Origin of the sequence: Pseudomonas sp. NPDC089547, from assembly GCF_050280665.1 — a bacterium.
In the GTDB taxonomy this organism is placed as follows: domain Bacteria; phylum Pseudomonadota; class Gammaproteobacteria; order Pseudomonadales; family Pseudomonadaceae; genus Aquipseudomonas.
Genome location: NZ_JBNNVS010000006.1, coordinates 178,024 through 198,981, shown reverse-complemented (window position 1 = coordinate 198,981; position 20,958 = coordinate 178,024). Strand labels below are relative to the sequence as shown.

Genomic DNA, 20,958 nt, shown 5'->3' with positions numbered 1-20,958 from the left:
TCAAGGTGATCAAGCGGATGGCTTACGGCTACCGGGACAGCGAGTTCTTTTTCATGAAGATCAAGAATGACTTTCCCGGCAATCCGTGAAGAACCTTTTATTTGCGCGTAAGAAATCTGATCGATTCCGCTTTGGGCACTAGCCTTCAGGCAAGGTTATGCCGCACACAAATTCTCGCGACCCCAGGCGATGCGAGCCGAACTCCACGACGTAGCCTTCACCTCGGCGCTTCGCCTCCGCTTCGGCCGTCTTCTGGTCGGCATAGACGTCAACGAAATGCCATGGATGCCTGTCTCTCAGAACGCCCCATCCCATAACCCAGCCCGATCTGGAGGGGTCTGGCGGTAGGTGTTTGGCCAAGCTTCGAATAGACATGCCCATTTCCTCGTGTGCACAGGCTCGATGCTGCATCTTGAGCACTTTTCTTGAACCGCACCACCCTTACGCGGGTCATCAGCAGGGAGGGGGTAAATACGCACCGGTCCCCCCACCACGTATTGAAATGTTCGCAAGCTAGAGTTGACCTCAAGCCCATTCCACCAGCGAGGTAGTCAGGAAATGGATTATTCCAGCATGGTTGAAGCATTGGACAAGATGTTGGAGGAGGCGGCTGCATCGCAGGCATGCGTGCAGGTATCAGCTAATGAATCTCACCGATGCATCCGTAGCCATTCATCCGCGACGTCGCCCATTGTGGACGGCGTGCCGCTCTTGATCCACGCCATGAAGGCGCGGTCGAACCTGAATGCCGGGCCACATTCGCTGAGCAGAAACTGACGCACCTTTTGCGTGTTGCGGTAGTGCTTGTCCAGTGGCGTGGTGCGGGTAATCGGCCCGGCGTGCCAGTCGAAGCTCATGGTCTGTTCCTTGACGATTAAGACGATTAAAAAGACAAAAGCCCGTGAATGATCATTCACGGGCTTTAGGTCGTTCGAAATGATCGGCCCTCAGGCTATCAACCTTCGAACTGGATCACCATGCGGCCCTTGATCTTGCCCTCCAGCATCTCGTCGAAGATCTGGTTGATGTCCTCGATCGGCCGCAGGGTCACCTTGGGCACTACTTTGCCTTCAGCGGCAAACTGGAAGGCCTCTTGCAGGTCTTGCCGTGTGCCCACCAACGAGCCAACCACTTCGATCCCATCCAGCACCAGGCGGGGGATGTTCAGGTCCATGGACTCTGACGGCAGCCCGACGGCAACCAGGCGGCCGCCTGCGCGTAGCGCGTCCACGGCCGAGTTGAAGGCGGCTTTGGCAACGGCGGTGACCACAGCTGCGTGGGCGCCCCCGGTCTTGGCCTGGATGACTTTTGCTGCATCTTCCGTGCGTGAGTTGATCACCAGGTCGGCGCCCATTTCACTGGCAAAGCGCAGTTGCTCTTCGTTGACGTCAATGGCGATCACTTTGGCGTTGAACACGTTCTTGGCATATTGCAGGGCCAGGTTGCCCAGCCCGCCGAGGCCGTAGATGGCGATCCATTGGCCGGGGCGGATGTTGGAGATTTTTACCGCCTTGTAGGTGGTCACGCCGGCGCAGGTAACGCTGCTGGCGGCGGCGGAGTCGAGGCCGTCGGGCACCTTGACCGAATAGTCGGCCTTGACGATGCAGGCTTCGGCCATACCGCCGTCCACGGTATAGCCGGAATTCTTGACTTCCCGGCACAGGGTTTCGTTGCCGCTGGTGCAATAGTCGCAATGCCCGCACCCTTGGTAAAACCATGCAACGCTGGCGCGGTCGCCCGGCTTGAGCGAGGTCACGCCCGGCCCGACTTCCTGGACTACGCCAATGCCTTCATGGCCCAGCACGACACCGGTCTTGTCGCCGAAGTCGCCATTTTTCACGTGCAGGTCGGTGTGGCAAACACCGCAGCATTGCATCTTCAGCAGCGCTTCGCCGTGTTCGAGGGGGCGCAGGGTTTTTTCCACCACATCCACGCGACGGCCTGGCGCAACAACAGCAGCTTTCATAAGAGCCTCCGTGTCTATCCGAGTGAGCTTGGGTTATCGCCGGGTTAGCATAGCCCTTGCGTCGCCAGGCAAAACTGCTTCAGGTCATGGCTGAAGAATTTCGCCACAAAAAGAAAAGCCCGCGGCAATAATGCGGCGGGCTGCAAGAACGTACGGAGCAGGGTCAGTGTGCCCATCCGTTTGTCAGCATTTCGTGAAGCGCAGGTCATGGGGCTGTCATGTGCGCAGTGCCATAAAAAAGCCCGCCGTGATGGGCGGGCAAAACACGTTTGAAGGGAGAGCCTGCAGGCTGCACCCGGTGGGTTAACCCAGGATTAACTGGCAACGCATTGACCTCGGAACCTGTTCAGCCTATACAGGCCTGCCATTACCCCAGGAGCCAGCATGCGCGACGAAGACGACCTGCACGAACCCGAGCACGATCATCTGCTTGACCATGAATTTCTCTACGACGACGTTGAGCACGAGGCGGATGCCCAGGGCGCCGAGGATGAAGTGCAAGAAGACGAGGAAACGCTGGATGACCTCGACGACGAGGAGCGTGATCACCCAGCGTGGTTTGACGACTGCGAAGACGACTGACTCAGCGCCCGTCTACCGAGAAGCGCCCTGGGCCACTCACGGCAAGCAACAGCAGGCCGCCCATGATGCTGAGGTTTTTCAGGAACTGGGTCATGTTGGCGCTGCGCTCGGGGTCGACCATGTTCCAGAACGGGTGGCCCAACAGTGCTGTACCTAGCACGAACAGCGCAAACAGAAACGCCAGCGGCCGCGTGTAAAAACCAAGGATCAGCAGGATGGCAACCACGAACTCCATGATTACGGCAATCGCTGCCGCCAGCATGGGGGCGGGGGCGCCCAGTGACGTCATGTAGCCAACCGTGCCATCAAAGCCAGTCAGTTTGGCCCAGCCAGACAAGACGAACAGGATCATCAGCAGCACGCGGGCAATCAGGATAATGATGTCGCGTTGGCCATCGAACAGGGAGTAGCGCATGGTGGCGTTCCAGTGGACGGGGACAAGCTCCACTCTAGCAGTTGCGCGAAACATTGCTGGCAGGTAGCAAAAAGGCGCCGCAAGGGCGCCTTTTCAACGAAGTTTGGTGCGAGTGGCGGGACTCGAACCCGCAAGGCTCACGCCGACAGATTTTAAGTCTGCTGTGTATACCAATTCCACCACACTCGCACGCTTGAAGGGGTCGCAACGACCAGCTCGCTTCTAAGCAGAAGGGCTTTGCAATCAAGGGCGCTTTATAACCCATTGTTATAGTTGAGTCAACTACAGCACCTATGATCAACAGCATGAAGGGTTGATTGCTCGGGTAATTGACACGTTGATGTCATTACGCCACTGTTGCTGCTTTATTGGATCCAATGGTATGGGACGATGACTCAGTCTGACGCTTGCGAGCGCATCGTGTACCCACGGCTTTTTTGGCGCGTGCTGTTTGCGCAAGTGATCGTGCTGGGGGCGTTTCTGTTCCTCAGCTTGATCAGCCTGGGTGGATACTTGCTGATGCTGGGTTTTGACGCCGGGCACCCTCAGCCGCAACGACTGCTGGCTTTGGCTGGCGGTGGGGTTATCATGCTGGTTGGCTTGTGGCTGCTGAAAGTGGCCATGCCACGGCGCATCAGCCCCGTGTTGATCGAGCCTGAGCGCTGAGCCTCGCACGGCTCATATCGTCCCCCCTGCTGTGCCAGTGGAGTTTGCATGGTTTCAGCTGACTGCCTCGATCACCCCGTCATGCCTGCCCACCGCTATGAACAGCTGGTTCAGTCGGTGGTGGATTACGCCATCTACATGCTCGACCCCTCCGGCCATGTGGTGTCGTGGAATGCTGGCGCGCAACGGATCAAGGGTTACCGCGCCGATGAAGTGATCGGCAAGCATTTCTCGCTTTTTTTCACCCCGCAGGATTGCGCCGACGGCCGCCCCGAACGCTTGCTCCGCCAGGCGCTGGAGCAGGGCGTGGCGCAGGATGAAGGTTGGCGCGTGCGCAAGGATGGCACGAAGTTCTGGGCCTTGGCGGCGCTGGACGTGATTCGCGATGAGCAAGGCCAGATTATCGGCCTGGCCAAGGTGACCCGGGATATCACCGACCGCCGCGACTCGGCGATGCAGCTGGACGCCGTGCGCGCCCAGCTCTTCCAGGCCCAGAAGCTGGAGGCACTCGGCCAGTTGACCGGCGGCTTGGCGCACGACTTCAACAACATGCTGACCATCATTCTCAGCTCGGCGCGCCTGGCACTGGGCAGCCAGGACCCGGTGCGTATCCAGCGCATGCTGCAACACATCCTCGATGCCGGGCAGCGGGGCACCGAACTGACCCAGCAACTGCTCAGCTTTGCCCGCCATCGCCAGCTGGATGTGGCCTGTGTTGCCCCGGCCGACCTTGTTGCCGCTACCCGTGGGCTGCTGGAGCATGCGTTGCCAGGCTCGATTGAACTTCAAGTGCAGTTGCAGGCGGACTTGCCATTGATCGAGGTGGATGCAGGGCAGTTGCAGATGGTGCTGATGAACCTGCTGTTCAATGCCCGCGATGCCATCACCGGGGAGGGCCGGATAGGCCTGACCGCCGCGGTGGTCGACCTGGCTGGAGAAGTGGAAGGGCTGCACGGCCGTTTCGTGCGCTTCGTGGTGCAAGACAGCGGCGAAGGCATTGCCCCCGAGGTACTGCCGCGTATCTTCGAGCCATTCTTCACGACCAAGCCCTTTGGCAAGGGTACTGGCTTGGGGCTAAGCCAGGTCTATGGCTTTGCCAGGCAGAGCGGCGGTGCCATTTTTGTCGATAGCGAGCCCGGCCATGGAACTTCCATGCAGCTTTACTTGCCAACGTATCAGGACAAGCCCCCCCAGTAATCACGACAGGTAATCATCATGGCGCAGGCACTCAAGCGGCTGGTGACAGGTATCGCAGGGCTCGATGCCCTGCTCAAGGGTGGCCTGGTGGCCGGTGCCTCCTACATCATTCAGGGCCCGCCGGGCGCGGGCAAGACCATTCTCGCCAACCAGTTGGCCTGCGGCCACGTGCGCAGCGGTGGCCGGGTGCTGGTGGCGACCTTGCTGAGCGAGTCGCATGAGCGGCTGTTCCAGTACCTGGGCACCCTGGACTTCTTCGACCCTGCGCTGGTCGGCGATCAGATCCAGTTCGTGAGTGCCTTCGACACCCTTGAACAGGAGGGGCTGGATGCCGTGGTGCGGCTGTTGCGCCAGGAAATCGCCCGGCAGCAGGCCAGCCTGTTGATCGTCGATGGCGTGCTCAATGCCCGGGTGCGTGCGGAAACGGCGCTGGACACCAAGAAGTTTGTCTCCGAGTTGCAAGGGCATGCGGCATTTGCTGGCTGCACGGTGCTGTTGCTTACCAGTGCACGGCTGGACGAGGGCAGCCCGGAGCACACCATGGTCGATGGCGTGATCGAGCTGGGCGAGCAACTGGTGGGTAGCCGCGCGGTGCGCCATGTGCAGCTGCGCAAGACCCGTGGCAGTGCCGCGTTGTCGGGGCGCCATGAATGCCTTATCGATGAAAGCGGCATGCATGTCTACCCGCGCCTGGAGGCGTTGTTCAGCCACCCCAGCCAGATGGGCAGCGCTATTCCCGCACGCATCGGCAGTGGCGTGCCAAGCCTGGATGAAATGCTCGATGGTGGCCTGGCCATGGGGTCGGTCACCTTGCTGATCGGGCCTTCGGGTATTGGCAAGACCTCATTGGGGCTGGCTTTTCTTGGCGCCAGTACCGAGCAGGCACCGGGGCTTCACTTCGGCTTTTACGAAACGCCCGAGCGCCTGCGCAACAAGGCCGCGTCGCTGGGCTACGACTTTGCAGCGATGGAGCAGGCCGGCAGCCTGCAGTTGTGCTGGCAACCGACAACTGAGGGCCTGCTGGACCAGGTGGGTGCGCGCCTGCTCGAGCGTGTCGAGGCGCAGGGCAGCAAACGTGTACTGATCGACAGCCTTGGAGCGTTCAGCCGCCTGGCCGTCGACCCGGCGCGGCTCAATGCGTTTTTCCGGGCCTTGGCTGGCGAGCTGCGTGCACGCGATGTCAGTGTGATGCTTACCTGGGAGATGCGCGATATTTTCGGCTCTGAAATCAGCGCGCCGGCCCCGGACCTGTCGAGCATCGTCGACAACCTGATGTTGATGCGGTTCGTCGAGCTGGATTCGCAGCTGCGGCGCATGCTGTCGATCCTCAAGGTGCGCGACAGCCACCATGACCCTGCCTTGCACGAGCTGGTGATCGGGCCGCAAGGCATTACCTTGCGCAAGGCGTTCGAAGGTGCCTGTGGCGTGCTGTCGGGAACGCCGGTGCCGCAAGGGGGCGGGTGACGGAGCGGCCCATGAACACCATCCTGATCGTCGATGACGAATACCTGATTGCCGATATCCTCGGGTTCGCCCTGGAGGATGAAGGCTATCTGGTGGAAAAGGCGAGCAATGGCTACAAGGCACTCGAAGCGCTAAAAGAGAAGCGTGTGCAGTTGGTGATTACCGACTACATGATGCCCTTGCTCAACGGTGAAGAGCTGGTGCGTTCGATGCGCGAAGACCCGGCTTTGAGCGAGTTGCCCGTCATTCTGATGAGTGGCGCGCAAGCCAACCAGGGGTGCCCGGAGCTGTTCGCTGCCGTGTTCGACAAACCCTTCGACATGGACTGTATGATCGCCAAGGTGCACGAGCTGCTCGGCACCTGAGGCGTGGGGCGATCAAGCGCGTCCGTGCGACTTGAGGCGGGTCGCTCAGTGCGAGTCGTCGTGCTTTTCCGGGGCCGGGCTGCCAGCCTGGATACGCTTGAAGATCTCTTCGCGATGAACCTGAACATCTTTCGGTGCATCGATCCCGATCCTCACCTGCATCCCTTTGACGCCCAGAATGGTGACTTTGATGTCATCGTTGATGACGATGCTTTCGCCAACCTTGCGGGTGAGTATCAGCATGTAGTTCTCCTTGGTGATGTAAAAATCCGCCGGGCCAGTTGCCGCTGCGGTGGGAGCTAGTCCCTCTTCCTTCTCATTAAAGACGCTTTCGGCGGATAGTAATTCCCCGACAGACAAATTCTGTTGCGTGTCTTCAGTTGCAGGTGCCGAAGCAAACCGCCAAGGGTTTGTCGGCCAAGGTGCTCGATGGCAAGAATAGGGGGCTTGGCGGCCAATGGGAAATTTCTTCGCATCATGGCTTGAATAGACAGGCTTAATGGTCGTCCTGTTCCTCAAGTGCTTGAAGAAATAGCAGCAAGGCCACTTCTTCGGGGTCCAGGCCCTTGCGTATACGGCGCTTTGGCAAGTTGCCCAGGCGCCCCAGCGCATAATGTTCGAGTACGGCCGGGTGGATATAGCAGCGCCTGCACACCGCAGGCGTGTTACCCAACCGGGCGGCGACCTGGCGCACAATGGCTGCTACCTGGCGTTTGGCCTCGGTGTCTGGCTCCCAGGCCAGGGGCCTGAGCAGGTCCAGGGCCAGGCTGCTGCCGGCCCAGGTGCGGTAGTCCTTGGCGGTAAAGTCGGCACCGGTCAACTGTTGCAGGAACTGGTTGACCTCGCTGGAGCCGACGCTGTGGCGCTGGCCGTTTTCATCCAGGTACTGGAACAGCGCCTGGCCTGGTAGCTCCATGCAGCGCTTGAGCAGGTTGGCCAGGCGCCGGTCGGTGAGGGTGACGTTGTGCTCGACACCGCGCTTGCCGCGGAACTGGAAGCGGATGCTGCTGCCTTTGACTTGCACGTGGCGGTTGCGCAAGGTGGTCAGCCCGTAGGACTGGTTGTCACGCAGGTAGCGCTGGTTGCCAATGCGGATCAGGGTGTGGTCCAGCAGGCTCACCACCAGAGCCATTACCTTTTCCCGGTCCAGGCCAGGCCGTGCCAGGTGAGCCTCCAGCTGCGCACGCAATTTGGGCAAGGCCTGGGCGAACGCCAGCATGCGCCCGTACTTGTGCTGGTCGCGCAGTTCGCGCCATTGCGTGTGGTAGCGGTATTGCTTGCGGCCACGGGCGTCGCGGCCGGTCGCCTGCAAGTGGCCTTGTGGATCTGCGCAGATCCACACCTGGGTGTAGGCCGGCGGAATCACCAGCGCGGCAATGCGCGCCAGGGTTTCGCTGTCGCGCACCCGCTGGCCGTCGGTATCCAGGTAGATGAAGCGGTCGCGCCAGCGTCGTCGGGTCAGGCCCGGCTGGCTGTCGTCAACATAGTGCAGGGTGCGTGGCAGGGGGCAGTCGAGCATGGGCGGCAGGCCTCGATCAGGTCACTGATCAATGGACAACGCCCGTGCGCAGGATGCTCAGCCCAGCAGGGCCACCGACTTGATCTGGGCAAACAGCGCCTGGCCAGGGTGCAGGCCAAGCTGGTCTGCCGAGAAGCGGGTGATGCGGGCGAGCAAGGCGTTGCCGCCTGCGTCCAGGCTCACCAGCACGTGGGCCGGGTTATCGGCCGGGCGGCTTTCGCGTACCCGCACGGGCAGGCGGTTGAGGATGCTCGAGGTGCTGTCAGCCGCCAGTGCCAGGCTGACGTCCCGGGCCTGTACCTTGATCCGCAAGGTGCTGCCCATCACATGCGCCGGGTGGGCGATGCGCAACAGCGGCCCGGCGCTGCCGGGTAAGCGCAGGTCGAGCAGGTCGTAGTGCGGGTCATGCCCCACCACCATGCCCTCGAACACTACCCCGGCATCTTCGCCCTGGGCCAATGACAGGTCGAGGCGGGCGAGGGTTTCGCCGATCGGGCCGCTGGCCACCGCCTGGCCCTGTTCCAGCAACACCAGGTGGTCGGCCAGCCGCGCCACTTCATCCTGGGCGTGGCTGACGTACACCAGCGGAATGTCCAGTTCGTCGTGCAGGCGTTCCAGGTAGGGCAGTATCTCGCGCTTGCGCGGCCCGTCCAGGGCCGCCAGCGGCTCGTCCATCAACAGCAGGCGCGGGCTGCTGAGCAGGGCACGGGCAATGCCCACCCGCTGCGCCTCGCCGCCCGACAAGGTGGCGGGGCGACGATCCAGCAGGTGGCCGATGCCCAGTAGCTGGCAGGCCTGGTCGAGGCTGACCTTGCGCTCGGCAGCGGCCACCCGGCGCCAGCCGAATTCAAGGTTGCCGCGCACCGACAGGTGCGGGAACAGGCTGGCCTCCTGGAACACGTAGCCAACCGGGCGCAGGTGCGGTGCCTGGAAGTAGCCGCGGGCGCTGTCTTCCCAGACGTCACCGTTAACCTCGATGTAGGCGCTGGCCGCCCGCTCCAGCCCGGCCAGGCAGCGCAGGCAGCTGGTCTTGCCGGAGCCCGAGTGGCCGAACAGTGCGCTGATGCCGCGCCCGGGCAGGTGCAGGTCGACGTCCAGGGTAAAGTCGTCGCGCGCCAGGTTAAGGCGCGCCACAATCGATGCGGTCATTTCAGCTCCAGCCAGCTTTGCCGCGGCGTCCGGCGTACAGCAGGAGCAGCACCAGGAAAGAGAACACCAGCATGGCACCGGCCAGCCAGTGGGCTTGCGAATACTCCATCGCTTCGACGTGATCGAAGATCTGCACCGAAACCACGCGGGTCTTGTCGGGGATGTTGCCGCCAATCATCAGCACCACGCCAAACTCGCCCACGGTGTGGGCGAAACCGAGAATGCTGGCTGTGACGAAACCAGGGCGGGCAAGCGGCAGCACCACATGGACGAAGGTGTCCCACGGGCTGGCGCGCAGGGTGGCGGCAACCTCCAGCGGGCGCTGGCCAATCGCGCCAAAGGCATTCTGCAGTGGCTGCACCACGAACGGCATGGAATACACCGTAGAACCGATCACCAGGCCCGTGAAACTGAACACCACGCTGCCCAGGCCCAATGCCTGGGTAGCCTGGCCGAGCCAACCGTGCGGCCCGAGGGCGATCAGCAGGTAAAAGCCGATCACCGTCGGTGGCAGCACCAGCGGCAGCGCTACGACCGCCCCCACCGGCCCGCGCAGCCATGAGCGCGTGCGCGCCAGCCACCAGGCGATGGGGGTGCCGATAACCAGCAAGATCAAGGTGGTCAGGCTGGCCAGTTTCACGGTCAGCCAGATTGCACCCAGGTCACTGGCATCCAGTGGCATCAGAGTTCATAACCGTAGGACTTGATCACCGCTGCGGCTTTCGGGCCTTTCAGGTACTCGACCAGCGCCTTGGCGGCGGCGTTGTCCTTGCCTTTGTTGAGGATCACGGCGTCCTGGCGGATCGGGTCGTGCAGGTTGGCAGGCACGATCCAGGCCGAGCCATTGGTCACCTTGCCGTCTTTGTAGATCTGCGACAGGGCAACGAAGCCCAGTTCGGCGTTGCCAGTGGAGACGAACTGGAAGGCCTGGGTGATGTTCTGGCCTTCGACGATCTTGCCTTTGGTGGTGTCGGTGAGCTTCAGCTTGTCCAGCACCTGGGTGGCGGCCAGGCCGTAAGGTGCCGCTTTCGGGTTGGCGATGGACAGGTGTTTGTATTCGTTTTTCTTCAGTACTTCGCCCTTGGCATCTACGTAGCCTTCTTTGGCCGACCACAGGGCCAGGGTGCCGATGGCGTAGGTAAAGCGCGAGCCTGGGACGATTTCCTTTTCTTCTTCCAGCTTTTTCGGGGTGGTGTCGTCAGCGGCCAGGAACACTTCAAACGGCGCGCCGTTCTTGATCTGTGCGTAGAACTGCCCGGTGGCACCATAGGCGGCGACCAGCTTGTGGCCGGTGTCTTTCTCGAAGTCCTTGGCGATGGCCTGGATAGGGGCTGTGAAGTTGGCTGCGACCGCGACCTGAACCTCATCGGCCCAGGCAGTGTTGAAGGCGAACAGGCTGGCCAGGGCGGTGAAGGCCAGGTGGGACGGGCGGATACGCATGAAGACAGCTCCTTGGGGTTATCGTTATGGCCAGAACTATATAGCGATAGGCCATTTGCCGGGAAGGGGCTGGGTGATGCATTTGCAGGCCCGACTCTTTCGCGGGTAAACCCGCTCCCACAGGGCCAGCACAGGTTCTGAATAGTGTGCAGTACCTGTGGGAGCGGGTTTACCCGCGAAGAGGCCGAACCTGTCTATTAAGCTGTTTAACGATAAATTACAGCCAGCGCCTTCTCGGCAATCTCCCGGGTCAAGTCACCTGCCGGCATGTGTCGCCCCAGCCGCAGCGCCTGCCCCGACCACAGGTTACTGAAGTCACTCTTACCCTGCGGATCGGTAATCGCCCGCAAAGGCATCAACGCCCCACCCGCCAGCGGGAAGCGTGGTGCCAGGTCGCTCATTGGCCCAAGCTCGCGCATGATGCGGTTGTTGATGCCACGCGCCGGGCGGCCGGTAAACAGGTTGGTCAACGCCGTATCGCTGGCGGGCGCGCTATCCAGCGCCTGGCGGTGGGCCGGCGACACCTTGGCCTCAGGGCAGAACAGGTAAGCTGTGCCGATCTGCACTGCCGAAGCGCCCAGGGCCAGCGCCGCCACCAGGCCGCGGTGGTCGCCGATACCGCCCGCGGCAATCACCGGCACGCTGACGGCGTCCGCCACCTGCGGCACCAAGGCGAAGGTACCGATCTGGCTGGTAATGTCGTCGCTGAGGAACATGCCGCGATGCCCGCCAGCTTCATAACCCATGGCGATTATCGCGTCACAGCCATTGCGCTCCAGCCAGACCGCTTCTTCCACGGTAGTGGCGCTGGACAGCACCTTGGCACCGCTGGCCTTCACCCGTTGCAGCAGGTCAGCCGGGGGCAGGCCGAAGTGGAAGCTCACCACCTCCGGGCGCAGTTGCTCCACCAACTGGCAGCTTTGTTCGTCGAACGGCGCACGGTTGGACACTGGTGTGGGGGCGGTGAAGTCGGCACCGGTTTCGCTGTAATAAGGCGCCAGGGCCTGCTTCCAGCGTGCATCGCGCTCGGCATCGGGTGCTGGCGGCTGGTGGCAGAAGAAGTTCAGGTTCAGCGGGCGGCCCGGGCAGCCAGCACGAAAGGCGGCGATCTCGGCGCGCACTTGCTCAGCGGTGAGCATGGCGCAGGGCAGGGCACCCAGCCCGCCTGCCAGGCCCACGGCAATGGCCATGGGCGAGCCTGTTGCACCGGCCATGGGCGCCTGGAGAATGGGCAACTCGATGCCCAGCAGGTCGAGGATGCGACGATCGGGCCAGCGGCTCATGCGGTTCTCCTTGCGCGGGGTAGGCGGTGTAACAGGGGCTTGCGATGGGTGTTACAGGGCCTTGCTGACCTGGATGTCGCTGATTTTCTCGGCATCTTCGCCGTGGATCTTGCGCAGGGCTTCCAGGGCTTGCTCTTGCGAAGCATCGGGCATCAGCGCGAAATCCCAGCGGCGCTGGCCGTCGAGCTTGTATTTGATGACGTACTTGATGGTCTGGGTCATGGTGGCCTTATCTGAGTTTCGACGACGAACGACGGATGATCTTGATCTTGTGGCTCAAGGTTGGCTTGCGCGTTACCGAGATCGGGCGGGTGGTCACGGTGTCGATGGTGATGTTCCAGAAACCGGTGCTGGGTACCGTGATTTTGGCCGGGAAGTCAACGAACTGGCCGCCATGGTAGGTGTGACGGCCGCCATTCTTGAAGCTGCGGAAGTTGGCGTCGTTCATCAGGCGGATGTTGCAGCGCTGGGAGCATTCGATGACGACGATGTCGTCCTCGTTCAGGTGCTCGCGCTGGTGTACGAATTTCATGTGATGCTCCGCAAGGTTTGGATCTGCAAAGGCAAACGATACCACGATGTGCCGTTACACTGCCGCGCTTGATGGCCAGGCGCCGATAAATCTGCCAATGCAGGGAGCAAAACGGCCTGGCTGTGGTCGAAGAAGGCTCTTGAAGGCTGAGGTGCTTTAAATGAAGTGGATGGTGGCGGCGTTGTCTTTGGCATTGGGGGGCTGTGTCAGTGTTTCGGAGCTGGAGCAATCGCACGAAACGCTGGATGTGATCTCGGGCAAAAGCCCGCGTGAATATGCCGACTGCATCAAGCAGAAGCTGGCCGATACCCGCGACCCACTGACCGAAGAACAGCGCGGTGATGGCCTGCGCCTGATCGTGCCGCAAAAGATCAGTTCGGGCGTGGGCCCGGCCGCGCTGGTGGACATCGACAAGCGTGGCAGCGGCAGCAGCATCAAGCTGCATGAGCGGTTGAACAATTTCCCCCTGCGCCTGGGCGATGTGCGCACGGCGGCAACGAAATGCATCTCCGGAAGTTGATCTGAGGCAACGGACCTTCCTGACTTTGCTTATATGTTTTAAGCCTAAACATATAACAAAAGAAAAGGAGATTCGTGATGACACCGTTGAGACGCGTCGTGATCAGCGGCCTGCTGATCCTGGCTTGGCCCGTGGCACATGCCGCCGATGGCCAGAAAGTCTTCACCCAGGGCGGGGCCAACCCCGCTGCCATGGCTTGCCTGGGATGCCATGGCCCGGACGGCAAGGGCATTGCCGCTGCCGGCTTTCCACGTTTGGCCGGGCTACCGGCCGGTTACCTCAGCAAGCAACTGCATGACTGGCGCAGCGGTAGCCGCAAGCAGCCGGTAATGGAGCCGTTGGCCAAGGCCCTGACCGAGGAAGAAATCAAGGCGGTAAGCACCTACCTGGCCAGCCTGCCGGCCGACCCCGCCGGCAACCTGTGGCGCCAGCAGATTGCCGATGACCCCACCACCCGCATGGCCCTGTATGGCGACTGGAGTCGGCAGATCCCCGGTTGTGTGCAGTGCCATGGACCTGGCGGCGGTGGTGTTGGCGAGCACTTTCCGCCTTTGGCCGGCCAGTCCGCCAGCTACCTGGTGGCGCAACTCAATGCCTGGCGCGACGGCAGCCGCAGCAATGACCCCAACCAGCTGATGGTCGGCGTGGCCAAGGCCATGACGGATGACGAGATCAAGGCCGTTGCCGAGTTCTTCGCCCGCCCCGCCAGCCAGGAGGTCAAGCCATGAAGCCGATGATTCCCGCCGTGTTGCTGCTGGCCATGGGCAGCGCCCAGGCTGCACCGATCGCCATGGAAGACCAGTCGCAACTGAAAGTGCCCGGTGTGCAGACACCCGCGCAGTTCACGCCGCCCGCCGAAAGTGAGTTGCCCGACAACGCCTTTGGCAAGATGGTGCGCCAAGGCCATGCCTTGTTTGTCGACACCCGCCGGCTGATGCCCGAGGCCGTGGGCAACGGCATGAACTGCAGCAACTGCCACCTTGACCAGGGGCGGCTGGCGCATTCGGCGCCGCTATGGGGCGCGTATCCGATGTATCCGGCGTATCGCAAGAAAAACGACAAGGTGAATACCTTTGCCGAGCGTATCCAGGGCTGTTTCCAGTTCAGCATGAACGGCAAGCCGCCGGCCGCCGACAGCCCGCAGATGACGGCGCTGGCGGTGTATTCGTACTGGCTGTCGACCCAGGCACCGACCGGTGTGGAGATTGCCGGGCGTGGCTACCCGGAGGTGGCGCAGCCCAAGGGCGGTTATGACTTCAAGCGCGGCCAGCAGGTTTACGCCGAGCAATGTGCGATCTGCCATGGCAGCAATGGCGAAGGGCAGAAGGTTGCGGGTGAGTTCGTGATGCCGCCGCTGTGGGGCAAGGACTCATACAACTGGGGCGCCGGCATGCACCGTATCAATACCGCGGCGTCTTTCATCAAGTACAACATGCCGCTGGGCAAGCCGGGCAGCCTCAGTGACCAGCAGGCCTGGGACGTGGCAGCGTGGATCAACCGCCATGAGCGGCCACAGGACCCGCGCCTGGTGGAAGGGTCTGTGGAGAAGACGCGGGTGAAGTTCCATGCCAATGACGGGGTGAACCTATACGGGCAGCAGGTAGAGGGGGTGCTGATCGGGCAGGGTACCGGCAGCTGATGCATGCCTGTGCCGGCCTCTTCGCGGGCTTGCCCGCTCCCACAGGTTCTGCATGCTGTGCGGGGCTTGTGGGAGCGGGCGAGCCCGCGAAGAGGCCGGCAAAGGCAGCCCTCATTTGCTGTCATCCAACGGTCATGTATGACGGTAATATTTACCTTCCGCCGGAACTATCTACACTGGGTTGTCTCTATCTTCCAATCGGCCGGCACAGGTGAGGCATTGTAAGGTGACTGCCGCCTGATTAGACTGCGCCGAATTCCACAGGCCTAGCCTTTTGTAAGGACGTTTATGATCAAGAAATGCTTGTTCCCGGCAGCCGGCTACGGCACCCGCTTCCTGCCTGCTACCAAAGCCATGCCCAAGGAAATGCTGCCGGTGGTCAACAAGCCACTGATCCAGTATGGCGTTGAAGAAGCATTGGATGCAGGTCTGAACGAAATCTCCATCGTGACCGGTCGCGGCAAGCGCGCCCTGGAAGACCACTTCGATATCAGCTACGAGCTGGAAAACCAGATCAAGGGCACCGACAAGGAAAAATACCTGGTTGGCATCCGTCGTCTGCTCGACGAATGCTCGTTCTCGTACACCCGTCAGACCGAAATGAAAGGCCTGGGCCATGCCATCCTCACCGGTCGCCCGCTGATCGGCGACGAGCCGTTCGCCGTGGTGCTGGCGGATGACCTGTGCGTGAACCTTGAAGGTGACGGCGTGCTGGCGCAGATGGTCGCGCTGTACAAGAAGTACCGCTGCTCGATCGTCGCCATCCAGGAAGTCGATCCGCAAGAAACCAACAAATACGGCGTCATCGCAGGCGAAGAGATCAAGGACGGCATTTTCCGTGTCGACGCCATGGTCGAGAAACCGAAGCCGGAAGATGCTCCATCGAACCTGGCCATCATTGGCCGTTACATCCTGACCCCGGACATCTTCGAGAAGATCGAACAGACCGAGCCGGGCAAAGGTGGCGAGATCCAGATCACCGACGCGCTGATGAAGCAAGCGGAAGAAGGTAACGTGATCGCCTACAAGTTCAAGGGCAAGCGTTTCGACTGCGGTGGTGCCGAAGGCTACATCGAGGCGACCAACTTCTGCTTCGAGAACTTCTACAAGGCCGGCAAGGCGTACTGATACGCCAGCGCGGGTTCCATGGAGCCACCCCTCGGGGTGGCTTTTTTGTTTGCGGCGGCCAACGGCGTTATGCTGGGCGCCTGCCTAGGAGACTGAATACATGGCCTACGATTTTGATCTGTTCGTGATTGGCGCCGGGTCCGGCGGGGTGCGCGCGGCGCGCTTTGCCGCCGGCTTTGGTGCAAAGGTGGCAGTGGCCGAAAGCCGCTACCTGGGCGGTACCTGCGTCAACGTTGGCTGCGTACCGAAAAAATTGCTGGTGTATGGCGCGCATGTTGCTGACGAACTGGAGCAGGCCGCGGGCTTCGGCTGGACCCTGGAAGAAGGGCATTTCGACTGGGGTACCCTGATAGCCAACAAAAACCGTGAAATCGAGCGGCTCAACGGCATTTACCGCAACTTGCTGGTCAACAGCGGCGTAACCCTGCTGCAGGGCCATGCGCGCATGACCGGCGCCAATGAAGTGGAAGTCGAAGGCCAGCGCTACACCGCCGAACACATCCTCATCGCAACGGGTGGCTGGCCACAGGTGCCGGACATTCCGGGCAAGGACCTGGCCATCACCTCCAACGAAGCCTTCTACCTCAAGGACCTCCCTCGTCGGGTGTTGGTGGTGGGTGGCGGTTACATCGCCGTCGAGTTCGCGGGCATCTTCCAGGGCCTGGGGGCCGACACCACGCTGCTGTACCGTGGCGACCTGTTCCTGCGTGGCTTCGATGGTTCGGTGCGCACGCACCTGAAGGAAGAGCTGGAAAAGCGCGGCCTCGACTTGCAGTTCAACGCCGACATCCAGCGCATCGACAAGCTTGAAGACGGCAGCCTCAAGGCCACCCTGAAAGACGGCCGCGAGTTGGTTGCAGATTGTGTGTTCTACGCCACAGGGCGGCGCCCGATGCTGGACAACCTGGGCCTGGAAAACACTGGGGTAGAGCTGGACCCGCGGGGCTACATTCGTGTGGATGAGCAGTACCAGACCACCGCCCCGTCGATCCTGGCCATTGGTGATGTCATCGGCCGTGTGCAACTGACCCCCGTGGCCTTGGCCGAGGGCATGGCAGTGGCGCGGCGCTTGTTCAAGCCAGAGCAATACCGCCCGGTGGATTACCAGAACATCCCGACTGCGGTGTTCAGCCAGCCGCCGATTGGTACGGTTGGCCTGACCGAAGAGCAGGCGCTGCAGGCCGGGCACAAGGTGCAGGTGTTCGAAAGCCGCTTCCGCGCCATGAAGCTGACACTCACCGATATCCAGGAAAAAACCCTGATGAAGCTGGTGGTGGATGCCGAGACCGACAAGGTGCTGGGTTGCCACATGGTTGGCCCTGATGCCGGCGAGATCATCCAGGGCCTGGGCGTTGCCCTGAAGGCCGGGGCGACCAAGCAGCAGTTCGACGAAACCATCGGCGTGCACCCGACGGCAGCCGAAGAGTTCGTGACCATGCGCACAGTTACCCGCTGATTCCAGCACGGACACTTGCCTGTGTAGGAGCGGCCTTGTGTCGCGACAGGGCCGCGCAGCGGCCCCGGCAATTTTTGCATCATGCCTGAAATGGTGGGGCCGCTTGGCGGCCCGATCGCGACACAAGGCCACTCCTACAGGGCAGCCCACCCGGTTCGCAATCCTTTGCTCAGCCCATTCCCTTCTATTAATAAACCCCGGTTATAGCCAAAACCAATCGCAAGCATGAGCTTTGCCAATGAGCCTTCAACGGGATGATTAGTTAGGATTCTATCCATCAACTGATTCCAACCCCATGAAGGAGCGTCTCTCATGCCAATCATCAACAGCCAGGTCAAACCGTTCAACGCCACCGCCTACCACAAGGGCGAGTTCGTCCAGGTCAGCGAAGCCGACCTGAAAGGCAAGTGGTCTGTCGTGTTCTTCTACCCGGCCGACTTCACCTTCGTATGCCCGACCGAGCTGGGCGACCTCGCCGACAACTACGCCGAGTTCCAGAAGCTGGGCGTGGAAATCTACGGCGTGTCGACCGACACCCACTTCACCCACAAAGCCTGGCACGACACTTCGGACACCATCGGCAAGATCGAATACCCGCTGATCGGTGACCCGACCCACGTCATCTCGCGCAACTTCGACGTGCTGATCGAAGAAGCCGGCCTGGCTGACCGCGGTACCTTCGTGATCAACCCGGAAGGCCAGATCAAGATCGTCGAACTGAACGACGGTGGTGTAGGCCGCGATGCTGCCGAACTGCTGCGTAAAGTGAAGGCTGCCCAGTACGTTGCCGCTCATCCAGGCGAAGTGTGCCCGGCCAAGTGGAAAGAAGGCGAAGCCACTCTGGCGCCGTCGCTGGACCTGGTCGGCAAGATCTAAGGTCATGTGCACCTTGAGGGCGGTGAGCAGCCGCCAAAGCTGAAGTACTCACCGCCCCGTCAAACGCCCGGGCGACCTCGCCTGGGCGTTTTTGTATCCGTGTTTTGAAAAGGAATCGCCCGTATGTTGGACGCCACGCTTAAATCGCAACTGAAAACCTACCTGGAGCGGGTCACCCAGCCGATCGAGATCGTTGCCTCCCTCGACGACGGCGCGAAGTCCCGCGAATTGCATGACCTGCTGGTGGAAATTGCCAGCCTGTCGAACCTGATTACCTTCAGCGCGGACGGCACCGATGCCCGTCGCCCATCGTTCTCGCTGAACCGCCCGGGGGGCGACATCAGCCTGCGCTTTGCCGGCATCCCCATGGGCCATGAATTCACCTCGCTGGTGCTGGCGCTGCTGCAAGTCGGTGGCCACCCGTCCAAGGCCAGTGCCGAAGTGATCGAGCAGATCCAGGCGCTGGAAGGCGAATTCACCTTCGAAACCTACTTTTCGCTGTCGTGCCAGAACTGCCCGGACGTGGTCCAGGCGCTTAACCTGATGGCGGTGCTTAACCCTAACGTGCGCCATGTGGCCATTGACGGTGCGCTGTTCCAGGAAGAAGTGGAAGCGCGCAAGATCATGGCGGTGCCGAGCATCTACCTGAACGGCGAAGTGTTCGGCCAGGGCCGCATGGGCCTGGAAGAAATCCTCGGCAAGATCGACACCAATGCCGGCGCTCGCCAGGCCGAGAAGATCAACGCCAAGGACGCCTTTGATGTTCTGGTGGTCGGCGGCGGCCCGGCTGGCGCCGCAGCGGCCATCTACGCCGCCCGTAAAGGCATCCGCACCGGGGTTGCCGCCGAGCGTTTCGGTGGCCAGGTGCTTGATACCCTTGCTATCGAGAACTTCATCTCGGTGCAGGAGACCGAAGGGCCGAAGCTGGCCACGGCGCTGGAAGAGCACGTCAAGCAGTACGACGTCGACATCATGAACCTGCAGCGTGGTGAAGCGCTGATTCCGGCCGCTGATGGCGGCCTGCACGAAGTACGCCTGGCAGGTGGCGCCTCGCTCAAGGCCAAGACCGTGATCCTGGCCACGGGTGCGCGCTGGCGCGAAATGAATGTGCCGGGCGAGCAGGAGTACCGCGGCCGTGGCGTGGCCTACTGCCCGCACTGTGACGGCCCGCTGTTCAAGGGCAAGCGCGTGGCGGTGATCGGCGGTGGCAACTCGGGTGTGGAAGCCGCCATCGACCTGGCCGGCATCGTTGCCCAGGTGACGCTGATCGAATTCGACAGCCAGCTGCGTGCCGATGCGGTGTTGCAGCGCAAGCTGCACAGCCTGCCAAACGTCAAGGTGATCACCAGTGCGTTGACCACCGAGGTGCTGGGCAATGGTGAAAAAGTGACCGGCCTGCGCTACAAGGACCGCACCACCGACGAGCAACAAGAGGTGGCGCTGGAGGGTATCTTCGTGCAGATCGGCCTGTTGCCAAACACCGATTGGCTGAAAGGCACGGTCGAGCTGTCGCCGCGTGGCGAGATCATTGTCGATGCCAAGGGCCAGACCAGCATCCCGGGCGTGTTTGCCGCGGGTGACGTGACCACCGTGCCGTACAAGCAGATCGTGATTGCGGTAGGTGAGGGGGCCAAGGCTTCGCTGGCTGCGTTCGACCACCTGATCCGCACATCGGCACCGGCGTAAGCCTGTACCGGCCTCTTCGCGGCTAAAGCCGCTCCCACAGGAATACTCACAGATATCAAAACCTGTGCAGTACCTGTGGGAGCGGCTTTAGCCGCGAAAGGGCCAGCACAAGCAAAGCATCAACTTGAGGGTGTCTATGCTTACGGCATCCCCCTCAGGAGCCACCTTCATGACCCTGATCAGCCGCGAACCCTGGTGGCTAGTCCCCCCAAAGCCCGGGCAAACAGAGCAGGACCTGCACTGGGGCTACCTGGAAATCTACGCCGACGGCCGCACCGTGTTCGTCGACCAGCGCCCCAGTGACCGGGAGCTGGCCGAACGCAAGAGCTGCCGCAACTTCCCCGACCGCGAGCCGTGACGGCTCAGCCTTCCAGCTCGGCCAGGCGTGCCTCCAGCGCCGCGATGCGCGCTTCGAGGGCTTCGATGCGTTCTTCCGACACACTCGCGCCACTGCTGCGTGCGCCACCTTCCTGCTGCCGCGCAGCGAGAATCGCCTCGATCTCCGCCGGGTCGCCCAAGGCATGGGTGTAGCGGTCTTCACGCTGGCCAGCCTGGCGTGGCAGGTGCAAGGCCAGGTCGCGCGAAATCAGGCGCTCCAACTGGTGCTGGATCTGCTCGGTGTCGTCGAAGTCGTGCAGGCGGTTGCTGCGGGTCAGCAGTTCGTTGAGGGTTTGCGGGCCGCGCAGGAACATCAGGCCCATCAGTATCAGCTGTGCCGGCACCAGCTCCAGTGCCTTGTCCACCCGTTGTTCCCAACGGTCAGCACGGCTGCCCATCTGCAGGCGGGTCATGCCTTGCCCTTCGAGGGCACGCAGGGCCTGGCCGACCTGGCCTAGGGTAAGGTTCATCACCGGCTCGCGGCTGGTCTTCTGGTTGCAGGCCAGGACAAGCGCATTGAGGGTTAGTGGGTAGCTTTCAGGGCTGGTGGCCTGCTTTTCGATCAGCGCGCCGAGAATGCGGACCTCGACGCTGCTGAAGCGGCCTTCACCTGCGGTTTCGTGTTCTGACATGGCCCTGTCTCATTGCTGGGGAAAGGCCACTAGCGTAGGTAAAGCTGCGGTGTAAGGCAATTGGG

26 protein-coding genes and 1 tRNA gene are annotated in these 20,958 nt (G+C 61.8%); 13 read left to right on the top strand and 14 right to left on the bottom strand.

The window, feature by feature from the left end:
- Nucleotides 1-138: 138 nt before the first annotated feature.
- From ACQKPZ_RS06875 to adhP, 3 genes are all read right to left on the bottom strand, one after another.
- On the bottom strand, nucleotides 139-375 hold the full coding sequence (locus ACQKPZ_RS06875; RefSeq protein ID WP_427536371.1) for a hypothetical protein: 237 nt from the start codon (nucleotides 373-375) through the stop codon (nucleotides 139-141).
- Nucleotides 376-650: 275 nt separating this feature from the next.
- Nucleotides 651-857: a DUF6434 domain-containing protein gene (locus tag ACQKPZ_RS06870; protein WP_427536369.1), complete on the bottom strand. Its 207-nt coding sequence runs from the start codon at nucleotides 855-857 to the stop codon at nucleotides 651-653.
- Between the two features lie 98 nt (nucleotides 858-955).
- Nucleotides 956-1,966, bottom strand: coding sequence for an alcohol dehydrogenase AdhP (gene adhP, locus ACQKPZ_RS06865; RefSeq protein ID WP_019096527.1), 1,011 nt, complete (start codon nucleotides 1,964-1,966; stop codon nucleotides 956-958).
- A gap of 384 nt (nucleotides 1,967-2,350) precedes the next feature.
- Here adhP and ACQKPZ_RS06860 point away from each other — a divergent pair, with 384 nt between their 5' ends.
- The gene (locus ACQKPZ_RS06860; RefSeq protein WP_427536367.1) at nucleotides 2,351-2,548 is read left to right on the top strand and encodes a hypothetical protein; all 198 of its coding nucleotides are present in this window, start codon (nucleotides 2,351-2,353) and stop codon (nucleotides 2,546-2,548) included.
- Between the two features lies 1 nt (nucleotide 2,549).
- On the opposite strand, the gene ACQKPZ_RS06855 is transcribed toward ACQKPZ_RS06860, so the two are convergent.
- Nucleotides 2,550-2,963 carry a DoxX family protein gene (locus tag ACQKPZ_RS06855; protein WP_403203552.1) on the bottom strand — a complete coding sequence of 138 codons (414 nt, stop codon included), beginning with the start codon at nucleotides 2,961-2,963 and terminating at the stop codon, nucleotides 2,550-2,552.
- A gap of 104 nt (nucleotides 2,964-3,067) precedes the next feature.
- Nucleotides 3,068-3,152, bottom strand: a tRNA-Leu gene (locus ACQKPZ_RS06850).
- A gap of 201 nt (nucleotides 3,153-3,353) precedes the next feature.
- Between ACQKPZ_RS06850 and ACQKPZ_RS06845 the strand changes: the two genes are divergently transcribed.
- Genes ACQKPZ_RS06845 through ACQKPZ_RS06830 form a run of 4 tightly spaced genes read left to right on the top strand, consistent with a single transcriptional unit; the run spans nucleotide 3,354 to nucleotide 6,655 of the window.
- Complete coding sequence (locus ACQKPZ_RS06845; protein WP_427536365.1) at nucleotides 3,354-3,629, top strand: hypothetical protein; 276 nt, start codon at nucleotides 3,354-3,356, stop codon at nucleotides 3,627-3,629.
- A gap of 48 nt (nucleotides 3,630-3,677) precedes the next feature.
- On the top strand, nucleotides 3,678-4,826 hold the full coding sequence (locus tag ACQKPZ_RS06840) for a two-component system sensor histidine kinase NtrB (protein ID WP_427536363.1): 1,149 nt from the start codon (nucleotides 3,678-3,680) through the stop codon (nucleotides 4,824-4,826).
- An 18-nt stretch (nucleotides 4,827-4,844) separates the two neighbouring features.
- Nucleotides 4,845-6,290 carry an ATPase domain-containing protein gene (locus ACQKPZ_RS06835; protein ID WP_427536361.1) on the top strand — a complete coding sequence of 482 codons (1,446 nt, stop codon included), beginning with the start codon at nucleotides 4,845-4,847 and terminating at the stop codon, nucleotides 6,288-6,290.
- A gap of 11 nt (nucleotides 6,291-6,301) precedes the next feature.
- On the top strand, nucleotides 6,302-6,655 hold the full coding sequence (locus ACQKPZ_RS06830; RefSeq protein ID WP_391137065.1) for a response regulator: 354 nt from the start codon (nucleotides 6,302-6,304) through the stop codon (nucleotides 6,653-6,655).
- A 45-nt stretch (nucleotides 6,656-6,700) separates the two neighbouring features.
- On the opposite strand, the gene csrA is transcribed toward ACQKPZ_RS06830, so the two are convergent.
- The 8 genes from csrA to ACQKPZ_RS06790 all read right to left on the bottom strand — a co-directional run bounded on the left by csrA (nucleotide 6,701) and on the right by ACQKPZ_RS06790 (nucleotide 12,578).
- On the bottom strand, nucleotides 6,701-6,898 hold the full coding sequence (gene csrA / locus ACQKPZ_RS06825) for a carbon storage regulator CsrA (protein WP_004375914.1): 198 nt from the start codon (nucleotides 6,896-6,898) through the stop codon (nucleotides 6,701-6,703).
- 253 nt (nucleotides 6,899-7,151) lie between these two features.
- Entirely contained in the window at nucleotides 7,152-8,174 is a 1,023-nt protein-coding gene (locus ACQKPZ_RS06820) for a DNA topoisomerase IB (RefSeq protein WP_427536359.1), read from the bottom strand.
- A 57-nt stretch (nucleotides 8,175-8,231) separates the two neighbouring features.
- Nucleotides 8,232-9,323, bottom strand: a complete 1,092-nt coding sequence (gene modC / locus ACQKPZ_RS06815) for a molybdenum ABC transporter ATP-binding protein (RefSeq protein WP_427536357.1) — start codon at nucleotides 9,321-9,323, stop codon at nucleotides 8,232-8,234.
- 1 nt (nucleotide 9,324) lies between these two features.
- Nucleotides 9,325-10,005: a molybdate ABC transporter permease subunit gene (modB, locus tag ACQKPZ_RS06810; RefSeq protein ID WP_016487935.1), complete on the bottom strand. Its 681-nt coding sequence runs from the start codon at nucleotides 10,003-10,005 to the stop codon at nucleotides 9,325-9,327.
- Nucleotides 10,005-10,763 (bottom strand): molybdate ABC transporter substrate-binding protein, encoded by a 759-nt coding sequence (gene modA / locus ACQKPZ_RS06805; protein WP_427536355.1) that lies wholly within the window; start codon nucleotides 10,761-10,763, stop codon nucleotides 10,005-10,007. Before modA ends, modB begins: the two co-directional genes overlap by 1 nt.
- Nucleotides 10,764-10,969: 206 nt before the next feature.
- Nucleotides 10,970-12,046, bottom strand: a complete 1,077-nt coding sequence (locus ACQKPZ_RS06800; RefSeq protein WP_427536353.1) for an NAD(P)H-dependent flavin oxidoreductase — start codon at nucleotides 12,044-12,046, stop codon at nucleotides 10,970-10,972.
- 51 nt (nucleotides 12,047-12,097) lie between these two features.
- Nucleotides 12,098-12,268: a hypothetical protein gene (locus tag ACQKPZ_RS06795; protein WP_012051910.1), complete on the bottom strand. Its 171-nt coding sequence runs from the start codon at nucleotides 12,266-12,268 to the stop codon at nucleotides 12,098-12,100.
- 7 nt (nucleotides 12,269-12,275) lie between these two features.
- Complete coding sequence (locus ACQKPZ_RS06790) at nucleotides 12,276-12,578, bottom strand: DUF1883 domain-containing protein (protein WP_016487931.1); 303 nt, start codon at nucleotides 12,576-12,578, stop codon at nucleotides 12,276-12,278.
- A gap of 160 nt (nucleotides 12,579-12,738) precedes the next feature.
- Between ACQKPZ_RS06790 and ACQKPZ_RS06785 the strand changes: the two genes are divergently transcribed.
- From ACQKPZ_RS06785 to ACQKPZ_RS06750, 8 genes are all read left to right on the top strand, one after another.
- Entirely contained in the window at nucleotides 12,739-13,098 is a 360-nt protein-coding gene (locus tag ACQKPZ_RS06785; protein WP_427536351.1) for a hypothetical protein, read from the top strand.
- A gap of 77 nt (nucleotides 13,099-13,175) precedes the next feature.
- The gene (locus ACQKPZ_RS06780) at nucleotides 13,176-13,826 is read left to right on the top strand and encodes a c-type cytochrome (protein WP_427536349.1); all 651 of its coding nucleotides are present in this window, start codon (nucleotides 13,176-13,178) and stop codon (nucleotides 13,824-13,826) included.
- A 62-nt stretch (nucleotides 13,827-13,888) separates the two neighbouring features.
- Complete coding sequence (locus ACQKPZ_RS06775; RefSeq protein ID WP_427536379.1) at nucleotides 13,889-14,737, top strand: c-type cytochrome; 849 nt, start codon at nucleotides 13,889-13,891, stop codon at nucleotides 14,735-14,737.
- A gap of 288 nt (nucleotides 14,738-15,025) precedes the next feature.
- Nucleotides 15,026-15,865, top strand: coding sequence for a UTP--glucose-1-phosphate uridylyltransferase GalU (galU, locus tag ACQKPZ_RS06770; RefSeq protein ID WP_391137044.1), 840 nt, complete (start codon nucleotides 15,026-15,028; stop codon nucleotides 15,863-15,865).
- A 100-nt stretch (nucleotides 15,866-15,965) separates the two neighbouring features.
- Nucleotides 15,966-17,321, top strand: a complete 1,356-nt coding sequence (gorA, locus tag ACQKPZ_RS06765) for a glutathione-disulfide reductase (protein ID WP_427536347.1) — start codon at nucleotides 15,966-15,968, stop codon at nucleotides 17,319-17,321.
- A 312-nt stretch (nucleotides 17,322-17,633) separates the two neighbouring features.
- Nucleotides 17,634-18,197 (top strand): alkyl hydroperoxide reductase subunit C, encoded by a 564-nt coding sequence (gene ahpC / locus ACQKPZ_RS06760; protein WP_003250537.1) that lies wholly within the window; start codon nucleotides 17,634-17,636, stop codon nucleotides 18,195-18,197.
- A 123-nt stretch (nucleotides 18,198-18,320) separates the two neighbouring features.
- Nucleotides 18,321-19,883 carry an alkyl hydroperoxide reductase subunit F gene (ahpF, locus tag ACQKPZ_RS06755; protein WP_427536345.1) on the top strand — a complete coding sequence of 521 codons (1,563 nt, stop codon included), beginning with the start codon at nucleotides 18,321-18,323 and terminating at the stop codon, nucleotides 19,881-19,883.
- Nucleotides 19,884-20,052: 169 nt separating this feature from the next.
- Nucleotides 20,053-20,241 carry a hypothetical protein gene (locus ACQKPZ_RS06750; RefSeq protein ID WP_274080506.1) on the top strand — a complete coding sequence of 63 codons (189 nt, stop codon included), beginning with the start codon at nucleotides 20,053-20,055 and terminating at the stop codon, nucleotides 20,239-20,241.
- Nucleotides 20,242-20,245: 4 nt separating this feature from the next.
- Here the strand turns inward: ACQKPZ_RS06750 and ACQKPZ_RS06745 are convergent, their stop codons facing one another.
- Nucleotides 20,246-20,893 carry a YceH family protein gene (locus ACQKPZ_RS06745; protein ID WP_427536343.1) on the bottom strand — a complete coding sequence of 216 codons (648 nt, stop codon included), beginning with the start codon at nucleotides 20,891-20,893 and terminating at the stop codon, nucleotides 20,246-20,248.
- Nucleotides 20,894-20,958 lie beyond the last annotated feature (65 nt).

Coding starts and splice junctions, on each gene's coding strand:
- ACQKPZ_RS06875 (WP_427536371.1), bottom strand. CDS start 375: ATGTCTATTCGAAGCTTGGCCAAACACCTACCGCCAGACCCCTCCAGA.
- ACQKPZ_RS06870 (WP_427536369.1), bottom strand. CDS start 857: ATGAGCTTCGACTGGCACGCCGGGCCGATTACCCGCACCACGCCACTG.
- adhP (WP_019096527.1), bottom strand. CDS start 1,966: ATGAAAGCTGCTGTTGTTGCGCCAGGCCGTCGCGTGGATGTGGTGGAA.
- ACQKPZ_RS06860 (WP_427536367.1), top strand. CDS start 2,351: ATGCGCGACGAAGACGACCTGCACGAACCCGAGCACGATCATCTGCTT.
- ACQKPZ_RS06855 (WP_403203552.1), bottom strand. CDS start 2,963: ATGCGCTACTCCCTGTTCGATGGCCAACGCGACATCATTATCCTGATT.
- ACQKPZ_RS06845 (WP_427536365.1), top strand. CDS start 3,354: ATGACTCAGTCTGACGCTTGCGAGCGCATCGTGTACCCACGGCTTTTT.
- ACQKPZ_RS06840 (WP_427536363.1), top strand. CDS start 3,678: ATGGTTTCAGCTGACTGCCTCGATCACCCCGTCATGCCTGCCCACCGC.
- ACQKPZ_RS06835 (WP_427536361.1), top strand. CDS start 4,845: ATGGCGCAGGCACTCAAGCGGCTGGTGACAGGTATCGCAGGGCTCGAT.
- ACQKPZ_RS06830 (WP_391137065.1), top strand. CDS start 6,302: ATGAACACCATCCTGATCGTCGATGACGAATACCTGATTGCCGATATC.
- csrA (WP_004375914.1), bottom strand. CDS start 6,898: ATGCTGATACTCACCCGCAAGGTTGGCGAAAGCATCGTCATCAACGAT.
- ACQKPZ_RS06820 (WP_427536359.1), bottom strand. CDS start 8,174: ATGCTCGACTGCCCCCTGCCACGCACCCTGCACTATGTTGACGACAGC.
- modC (WP_427536357.1), bottom strand. CDS start 9,323: ATGACCGCATCGATTGTGGCGCGCCTTAACCTGGCGCGCGACGACTTT.
- modB (WP_016487935.1), bottom strand. CDS start 10,005: ATGCCACTGGATGCCAGTGACCTGGGTGCAATCTGGCTGACCGTGAAA.
- modA (WP_427536355.1), bottom strand. CDS start 10,763: ATGCGTATCCGCCCGTCCCACCTGGCCTTCACCGCCCTGGCCAGCCTG.
- ACQKPZ_RS06800 (WP_427536353.1), bottom strand. CDS start 12,046: ATGAGCCGCTGGCCCGATCGTCGCATCCTCGACCTGCTGGGCATCGAG.
- ACQKPZ_RS06795 (WP_012051910.1), bottom strand. CDS start 12,268: ATGACCCAGACCATCAAGTACGTCATCAAATACAAGCTCGACGGCCAG.
- ACQKPZ_RS06790 (WP_016487931.1), bottom strand. CDS start 12,578: ATGAAATTCGTACACCAGCGCGAGCACCTGAACGAGGACGACATCGTC.
- ACQKPZ_RS06785 (WP_427536351.1), top strand. CDS start 12,739: ATGAAGTGGATGGTGGCGGCGTTGTCTTTGGCATTGGGGGGCTGTGTC.
- ACQKPZ_RS06780 (WP_427536349.1), top strand. CDS start 13,176: ATGACACCGTTGAGACGCGTCGTGATCAGCGGCCTGCTGATCCTGGCT.
- ACQKPZ_RS06775 (WP_427536379.1), top strand. CDS start 13,889: ATGGAAGACCAGTCGCAACTGAAAGTGCCCGGTGTGCAGACACCCGCG.
- galU (WP_391137044.1), top strand. CDS start 15,026: ATGATCAAGAAATGCTTGTTCCCGGCAGCCGGCTACGGCACCCGCTTC.
- gorA (WP_427536347.1), top strand. CDS start 15,966: ATGGCCTACGATTTTGATCTGTTCGTGATTGGCGCCGGGTCCGGCGGG.
- ahpC (WP_003250537.1), top strand. CDS start 17,634: ATGCCAATCATCAACAGCCAGGTCAAACCGTTCAACGCCACCGCCTAC.
- ahpF (WP_427536345.1), top strand. CDS start 18,321: ATGTTGGACGCCACGCTTAAATCGCAACTGAAAACCTACCTGGAGCGG.
- ACQKPZ_RS06750 (WP_274080506.1), top strand. CDS start 20,053: ATGACCCTGATCAGCCGCGAACCCTGGTGGCTAGTCCCCCCAAAGCCC.
- ACQKPZ_RS06745 (WP_427536343.1), bottom strand. CDS start 20,893: ATGTCAGAACACGAAACCGCAGGTGAAGGCCGCTTCAGCAGCGTCGAG.